The sequence below is a fragment of the Pseudomonas sp. S4_EA_1b genome, from assembly GCF_016307435.1.
Lineage (GTDB): Bacteria > Pseudomonadota > Gammaproteobacteria > Pseudomonadales > Pseudomonadaceae > Aquipseudomonas > Aquipseudomonas rhodesiae.
Map to the genome: position 1 here is coordinate 50,695 of NZ_JAEILC010000105.1, position 7,949 is coordinate 58,643.

Below are 7,949 nucleotides of genomic sequence, written 5' to 3' on the forward strand. Positions count from 1 at the left end.
TTCAGTCAGCCCAACTGTCACTGACGCATCGCTATCGGGGGCAAGCCCCCTCTCACTTGGTATGCATTCCAACCTGAGGCCTCAGGCTTGCAGGTAGCGCATCACTGAGTCGCAGAGCATATCGCGGTGGCGCTGTTTAACCGCCTCATCCGACAGTTCGATCTGAAAGATCTCACTGAACGTATGGCGGTTGGACACCCGGTAAAAACTGAACGAGTTGATCAGCAGGTGCACATCCAACGGCTCCAGGCCTTCGCGGAACAGGCCCATTTCGGCGCCTCGGCGCAAGGTGGCGCCCAGGGCTTCGAGGATGTTGCTGTTCATGGCCTTGATCGAGTCCGAACGCTTCACATATTCAGCGTTGTGGATATTTTCGATGCTGACGATGCGCACAAAATCCACGTTCTGATCGTGGTGATCAAAGGTGAATTCCACCAGCCGACGGATCGCTTCACGGGGCTCCAGCGCCGTGAGGTTCATGCGGGTTTCGGTATTGCGGATATCGCCGTAGAGCTTTTCCAGTACCTCGACGTACAGCTGCTCCTTGCTGCCGAAGTAGTAATAGATCATGCGCTTGGAGGTGTGGATGCGTTCGGCGATGGCGTCTACGCGCGCGCCGGCCAAGCCCTGCTGAACAAACTCGACAATGGCTTCTTGCAGTATGTTTTCGCGGGTCTTTTCTGGATTGTTCTTACGACTCTTGCGCGGTGCGTCTGACACTGCGGGGAGTTCGGGACTCGACGTCATGGTGCTCACGGCCATTGTTGTTAGGCAGGCCGCGATTATGGGCCGGGGCGCTCCCCGAAGGAAGCACCCGGCCAGGGTTCACAGCCGCGCCTGGCGCACCGCGCCACTGCGCGACTTGGCCATCGCCGCCAGGCGTACCGCCACATTGGCCGCGCCGTAACCGGCGTAGCCGTTTTTGCGCTGGATGATCTCGAAGAAAAACCGTCCTTCGAAGGGCTCGGTGTAGACGTGAAACAACTCACCGCCCTGAGCGTCGCGGTCGTACAACACGTTGTAGTACGCCAGCTCGCTGAGGAACTCGTCATCGAAATCAAAGCGCGCCGCCAGGTCGTCGTAATAATTGAGCGGGATATCCAGCAATGGCACGCCGGCCTCTTTGGCTCTGCGCACCTCGGCGAAAATATCCGCACAGTCGAAGGCAATGTGATGCACCCCCGAGCCCCGATAGCTCGATAGCGCGTGGGAGATGGCAGTGTTGCGGTTTTCGGAGATATTCAGCGGCAAGCGAATCGAACTGCAGCGGCTACGCAATGCGCGGCTTTTCACCAGGCCGTAGGGGTCGGGTAGCACCACTTCATCGTCGGCTTCAAAATCCAGCAGGCTCTTGTAGAACAGCACCCAACTGTCGAGGCTGTCGGCAGGCAGCGCCATGGCCATATGGTCGATGCGCAGCAGGCCGCCGCCGCAAGCCGTGGTCGGTTGCAGGTTGAAGTCGGTGTCGTAGAGCCCGCCTTCGCTGGGGTCCACCAGGTAAATCAGACTGCCGTCCGGCGCACGCACCGCCGCCAGCTCCAGCTCGTTCGGCCCGACCAGGCCGCGATAAGGCTGGCCTTTATAAGCCACCGCGCGTTCCAGTGCCTTGGCGCTGTCCTTTACCCGCAGCGCCGTGGCGCACAGCGACGGCCCATGGGCTTCGAAAAAATTGTGGGCGAAGGAATACGGCTCGCAATTGAGGATCAGGTTGATATCGCCCTGGCGCAGCAGGCTGACGGCCTTGGAACGATGCTGCCCAGCCTTGACGAAGCCCAGACGCTCCAACCAGTGGGAGAGCTTGGCGCCGAGGCTTTCATCCACGGCAAATTCGAGGAACTCGATGCCGTCGTACTCACTGGCGGGCGGCGTTTCGAACAGGATATCCAGCGGTGCGGCCGGCTGTTCCTCGGCCAGGCGCTGACGGGTTTTCTCCTCCAGGTACAACAACGAGCGCAGCCCGTCGGCGGCATTGGCACGGGTCGGCGCGGCACGGAAACCATCGTTGAAGATTTCCAGGGACAGCGGCCCGGTGTACCCACTTTTGATAATCGGCGCCAGAAACCCGGCCAGGTCGAACTCGCCCTGCCCCGGGAAGCAACGGAAATGGCGGCTCCACTCCAACACATCCATGGCCAGGATCGGCGCATCGGCCATTTGCACGAAGAAGATCTTGTCGCCAGGGATCTGCGCGATGGCGCTCGGGTCGCCCTTGAGTGACAACGTGTGGAAACTGTCGAGCAACACGCCCAGGCTCGGATGATCCACCTGACGCACCAGGTTCCATACCTGCTGCCAGGTGCTCACATGCTTGCCCCAGGCCAGGGCTTCATAGCCGATGCGCAAGCCTCGTCTGCCGGCGTGTTCGGCCAGCAGGCTCAAGTCATCCCGCAGAATGGATTCGTCGCCCACGCAATCGGCCGAGGCATTGCTGCACACCAGCACCAGGTCGGTGCCCAGCTCCTGCATCAGATCGAACTTGCGCTCGGCCCGCTCCAGATTGCGCGCCAGGCGGTCGCGGCGGCAGCCTTCAAAGTCGCGAAACGGCTGGAACAAGGTGATAGCGATGCCCAGGTCGGCGCACATCTGCCGCACTTCCCGCGGGCTGCCGTCGTAATACAACAGGTCATTCTCGAAGATTTCCACCCCATCGAACCCGGCGGCGGCAATGGCTTCGAGCTTTTCCGGCAGGGTGCCGCTCAAGGAAACGGTGGCGATGGAACGTTGCATGGAAAACTCCCGGCAATGGTTGTTTATGGCAAATTATTCGCCCCCAGCCTAACGGCAGCAATTAAAATGTACGAACCGGTTAGTTTTTCGGGCGATTATCGAACACTATGCCCTTCTGGCGAATTGACGATTTTTTAACCGCTGCGCACCATCGATCAGGCAACAAACGTTCACAAAAGACCCAGATCACACCATAAAAATTTCAAAAAACGGGTACGACCTCATGCCTCTGCAAAACTCCGTCCTGGCCGAGCGCCCAGGCATGCCGCATGCCGGCATCGGCAGCAAGATCCGCGGCGCCCTGGCCGTGGGTAAAACCCGCTGGGGCATGCTGGCCCTGGTGTTCTTCGCCACCACGCTGAACTACATCGACCGCGCCGCCCTGGGCGTGATGCAGCCGATCCTAGCCAAGGAAATGAGCTGGACGGCGATGGACTACGCCAACATCAACTTCTGGTTCCAAGTCGGCTACGCCATCGGGTTTGTGCTGCAGGGTCGCTTGATCGACCGAGTTGGCGTCAAGCGCGTGTTCTTCTTCGCAGTATTGCTGTGGAGCCTGGCCACCGGCGCCCACGGCCTGGCCACCTCCGCCGTAGGCTTTATGGTCTGCCGCTTTATCCTCGGCCTGACCGAAGCCGCCAACTATCCTGCCTGCGTCAAGACCACCCGTCTGTGGTTCCCCGCTGGCGAGCGGGCCGTGGCGACCGGCATCTTCAACGCCGGCACCAACGTCGGCGCGATGATGACGCCGATGTTGCTGCCGCTGATCTTGCACGTATGGGGCTGGCAGGCGGCGTTCCTGTGCATGTCGGCACTGGGCGGCATCTGGCTGGTGTGCTGGGGCCTGAAGTACTACAACCCAGAAGATCATCCGACGGTTAAACAATCCGAATTGGACTACGTGCAACAAGAAGCCGAACCGGAACAACCGCGCGTGCCCTTCAGCCGTATCCTGCGCATGCGTGGCACCTGGGCCTTTGCCCTGGCCTATTCGCTGACCGCGCCGGTGTTCTGGTTCTACCTGTACTGGCTGCCACCGTTTTTGAACCAGCAATACAACCTGGGCATCAACGTGACGCAGATGGGCATCCCGCTGATCATCATTTATCTGACAGCCGACTTCGGCAGTGTGGGCGGGGGGATTCTCTCCTCGTTCTTGATCGGCCGGGGGATGAACTCGATCAAGGCACGGTTGCTGTCGATGCTGCTGTTTGCCTGCTGCATCGTCGGCGTGATCATGGCGGCCGGCTCCAGCCAGCTGTGGGTGGCGGTGTTTGCCATCTCCCTGGCCATCGGTGCGCACCAGGCCTGGACCGCGAATATCTGGAGCCTGGTGATGGACTACACGCCCAAGCACATGATGAGCACGGTGTTCGGCTTTGGCGGCATGTGCGCGGCCATCGGCGGCATGTTCATGACCCAGATCGTCGGCCATATCCTGACCGTGACTAACAACAACTACACCGTGTTGTTCACCCTGATCCCGGCGATGTACTTCATCGCGCTGACCTGGATGTACTTCATGGCGCCGCGCAAGATTCCCAAAGTCGACGTTTGACTCACCGCCGCCGCTGCTGCCAGGCAGCGGCCAACCCGCTCATGCAGATCACCCCGATGCCGACCACCGTGGTCATATCGGGGGTATGGGCAAACACCAGCCAGCCCAGTAAACCCGCGAAGACGATCTGGCAATAGCCGAACGGCGCCAGCAAGGCCGGCGCCGCAAAGCGGAACGCCTGGGTCAGCATCAAGTGCGCAGTCATGCCACAGGTGCCCAAGGCCAGCATCATCACGCCGTGCCACAGGGTCGGCACCTGCCAGAAGAACGGCACCAGCGCACTCATCACCAAGGTATTGCACAGCCCGGCGAAAAAGTTGCTGGTGGTGGGGGTGTCGTATTGGCTGAGGATGCGCGTTAGCAACTGGTAAAAGCAGAAGAACATCGCCGAACCCAACGGCAGCAGCACCGCCGGCGTGAACAGTTCGCCACCGGGGTGGATGATCACCAACACGCCGATAAACCCGCAGATCACCGCCAGCCATTGGCCGCGTGTCACATGCTCACCCAGCAGCGGCACGGAGAGCGCCGTCACCAGAATCGGTGCGAGGAAGTTCACCGCAGTGGCTTCGGCCAGCGGGATGTAATGCAGCGCAGTGGTAAAGAACAGGCTGGTACCCAACAGACACAACGCGCGTACCACCTGCATCCCCGGCCGTTTGCTGCGCAGCACGCGCAACCCCGATTGCGGCAGGAAGATCCCGGCCATCAGCACCGTGTGCACCACATAGCGTGCCCACACCACCATCACAATCGGGTAGAACCCGGCGAGGTATTTGGACAGCGCGTCATGGCTGGAAAACAGAAAGGTCGCCACCACAATCAGCAGGATGCCTTTGAAAGGATGGTTGACGCCGGACAGCGGGGTACTGACAGTCATGGAATTCTCTTGCGTGGCGGGCTTAACGCTGAGCACTGAACGAGGCCGCGCTCAACCCGGTAATCTAGCAGGCGGGCCGCAGCCTGCCCCGAGAGCATAACCAAACACCGGGCGAACAGCGCACTAAATCATGGGAATCGAGTCCAAGCCTGCACGTCGCCTTCCCGTTGCACATTTTTTAATCAAGGCTCTGCCGCTATGAAAAAAACTCTCTTTGTTCTCTCCGCCCTCGCCTTGCTCGCCGCCTGTAACCAGGAGGCCAAGCAAGCGCCGAAACCCGCGCCCGCGTCGGTGCAAGCGACCCTGGTTCCGCCAACCCCACCGACCGATCAATGGGTGGGCAAATGGGTCGGCGTCGAAGGCCTGCACCTGACCATCGCCAAGGACGACAGCATCGGCCGCGGTCATTACATCCTCACCATGCAATACGGCCTCGACGCCGATGACAGCGGCACCTTCAAGGGTGAAGCGGCCGAAGACGGGATCGCCTTCAACCGTCCGGACGGCCCGCAACTGCTGCGCGCCGGTGATGGCGCGGCGACCGGCCTCAAATGGCTGGCGGACAAGAAAGACTGCCTGGTTGTGGTGACCGGCGAAGGGTATTGCCGCGATTAACGGCCATACTCATCTCAATATTTTGTAGGACCGTTCATCAAGAGGATTGCCCCATGCTATGGAAAAAAGGCCGACGCAGCGACAACGTGGTGGATGCCCGCAATGACAGTGGCGGTGGCGGCGGGATGCGCTTCGGTGGCGGTAAGGGCCTGAGCCTCACGGCCATTGTGCTGATTGTCGGTATCGGCTGGTTGACCGGCCAGGACCCGATGCAGATCCTCGGCCAGTTGACCGGTCAGATGGAGCAGGCGCCGTCGGTCAGCACCCAGACGCGCCAGGCGCCACCGGCCAACGATGAGCAGGCCGATTTCGTCCGCGCAGTGCTGGGCGACACCGAGGACACCTGGGGCCAGGTGTTCAAGGAGAACGGCAAAACCTACCAGAACCCCAAGCTGATTCTGTTCCGTGGCCGGGTCAATTCCGCCTGCGGTGGCGCCACTTCGGCGAGCGGTCCGTTTTATTGCCCGGCTGACCAGCAGGTGTACCTGGACCTGGACTTCTTCCGAGAAATGTCCCAACGCTTCCAGGCCGCTGGCGACTTCGCTCAGGCTTACGTGATCGCCCATGAAGTCGGGCACCACGTGCAGACCTTGCTCGGCATCTCGGCGAAGATCCAGGCCGCGCGCCAGCAAGGCCTGCAAATGCAGGGCGACGGAGGGCTGTTGGTGCGTCAGGAACTGCAAGCCGACTGCTTTGCCGGCGTGTGGGCCAACCGCGCACAAAAACGCCTGAACTGGCTGGAACCGGGGGACATCGAAGAAGCCCTGAACGCAGCCAACGCCATCGGCGATGACCGTTTGCAGCAGCAAGGCCAGGGTCGCGTGGTGCCGGATTCGTTCACCCATGGCACCTCCGCGCAGCGGGTGCGCTGGTTCAAGGCCGGCTTCGCCCAAGGCCAGATCAGCCAGTGCGACACCTTGAACGCCAAGAGCCTGTAAATGCATAAACGCTCGGGATTGCTGCTGGGTATGTACCTGGCCTGCTCTACCGCCGGGGCCGTCGAGCATGGGGTCAAGGTAGTCAGCCCTGAGCGTTTCCAGCTGGAGGCCGGCGCCTTAAGCCTGGGTGTAAGCCAGGACTGGGGCCAGCCGCTGCCCCATGTCACCCGCGTGCTGATCGTCGTGCACGGTCGCCTGCGCAATGCGCAGACCTACCTGCACAGTGCCGAAGCCGCCGCCGAACAGGCGGGCCAGGCCGATACGACGCTGGTAATCGCCCCGCAGTTTCTCAACGAGGCCGATGCGCAGCGCAATCACTTGGACAACAGGGTGCTGCGCTGGAAAGGCAATGAGTGGATGGCCGGCGAACCGTCCACGGGCGCAGATCGCGTCAGTTCCTACGGCGCGCTGGACCAACTGATCGAGCATCTGGGGGATCGCCGGTTGTTTCCGGCACTCAAGGAAATCGTGGTCGCCGGTCATTCCGGCGGCGGCCAAGTGGTGCAGCGCTTTGCCCTTCTCGGTCATGACCATCCGGCCTTGCATCACGAAGGCATCCGCCTGCGTTATGTGGTGGCCAATCCATCGTCCTACGCCTACTTCAGCCCGCAACGGCCCGTGCCGTTCGACGCGGCGACCTGCCCCGGTTTCGACGACTGGAAATACGGCCTGCAAAAACTGCCGACCTACGCCAACGGCCAAAACGCCGCGCAACTTGAGCAAACCTATGTGTCACGCACCATCACGTATCTGCTCGGCCAACAAGACACCAACCCCAACCACCCCGCGCTGGATAAAGGCTGCGAGGCCGAGGCCCAGGGCGCCTATCGGCTGATTCGCGGGCACAACTATTTTGACTACCTCCAGCAACGCCATCCGCAGCTGCGCCAAGAACTGGTGGAAGTGCCAGGGGTGGGGCATAACGGCGATGGTATGCTCAGATCACCCGAAGGCCAGAAAGTACTGTTTCCCCAGCTTTAACTGAACAAACCGGCCCAACCTGTGGGAAGGAACTAGCACCCGATAGCCGTAGGTACCCACACAACCCTCAAAGGCTGAAATAACTCTGTGGTGAACTCGGCTGTTTGTAGTGAGCTGGGCTTGTTGTGGTGAGCTGGGCTTAATGTGGTGACCTGAGCTTATTGTGGTGACCTGGCCTTGCTTTGGTGACCGGGCTTGTTGTGGTGAGCGGGCTTGCCCCGCGCTGGGTTGCGAAGCAGCCCCATTCCAG

At 61.0% G+C, this 7,949-nt stretch carries 7 protein-coding genes; 4 read left to right on the forward strand and 3 right to left on the reverse strand.

Features of this window, described 5'->3' with window-relative positions; genetic code table 11:
- Positions 1-81: 81 nt before the first annotated feature.
- Both YA0848_RS28235 and quiC read right to left on the reverse strand, forming a co-directional pair.
- On the reverse strand, positions 82-747 hold the full coding sequence (locus YA0848_RS28235; RefSeq protein ID WP_034100949.1) for a TetR/AcrR family transcriptional regulator: 666 nt from the start codon (positions 745-747) through the stop codon (positions 82-84).
- Between the two features lie 78 nt (positions 748-825).
- Entirely contained in the window at positions 826-2,727 is a 1,902-nt protein-coding gene (gene quiC / locus YA0848_RS28240) for a 3-dehydroshikimate dehydratase QuiC (protein ID WP_169903490.1), read from the reverse strand.
- Positions 2,728-2,950: 223 nt separating this feature from the next.
- Here quiC and YA0848_RS28245 point away from each other — a divergent pair, with 223 nt between their 5' ends.
- The gene (locus tag YA0848_RS28245; protein ID WP_040265504.1) at positions 2,951-4,285 is read left to right on the forward strand and encodes an MFS transporter; all 1,335 of its coding nucleotides are present in this window, start codon (positions 2,951-2,953) and stop codon (positions 4,283-4,285) included.
- A gap of 1 nt (position 4,286) precedes the next feature.
- Here YA0848_RS28245 and YA0848_RS28250 read toward each other — a convergent pair whose 3' ends face one another.
- The gene (locus YA0848_RS28250; protein ID WP_169868437.1) at positions 4,287-5,165 is read right to left on the reverse strand and encodes a DMT family transporter; all 879 of its coding nucleotides are present in this window, start codon (positions 5,163-5,165) and stop codon (positions 4,287-4,289) included.
- A 198-nt stretch (positions 5,166-5,363) separates the two neighbouring features.
- Here YA0848_RS28250 and YA0848_RS28255 point away from each other — a divergent pair, with 198 nt between their 5' ends.
- Genes YA0848_RS28255 through YA0848_RS28265 form a run of 3 tightly spaced genes read left to right on the forward strand, consistent with a single transcriptional unit; the run spans position 5,364 to position 7,699 of the window.
- On the forward strand, positions 5,364-5,780 hold the full coding sequence (locus YA0848_RS28255; protein ID WP_040265505.1) for a lipoprotein: 417 nt from the start codon (positions 5,364-5,366) through the stop codon (positions 5,778-5,780).
- A 53-nt stretch (positions 5,781-5,833) separates the two neighbouring features.
- Positions 5,834-6,718, forward strand: a complete 885-nt coding sequence (gene ypfJ, locus YA0848_RS28260) for a KPN_02809 family neutral zinc metallopeptidase (RefSeq protein ID WP_198712318.1) — start codon at positions 5,834-5,836, stop codon at positions 6,716-6,718.
- Positions 6,719-7,699: a hypothetical protein gene (locus YA0848_RS28265; RefSeq protein WP_034100866.1), complete on the forward strand. Its 981-nt coding sequence runs from the start codon at positions 6,719-6,721 to the stop codon at positions 7,697-7,699.
- The last annotated feature ends 250 nt before the right edge of the window (positions 7,700-7,949 follow it).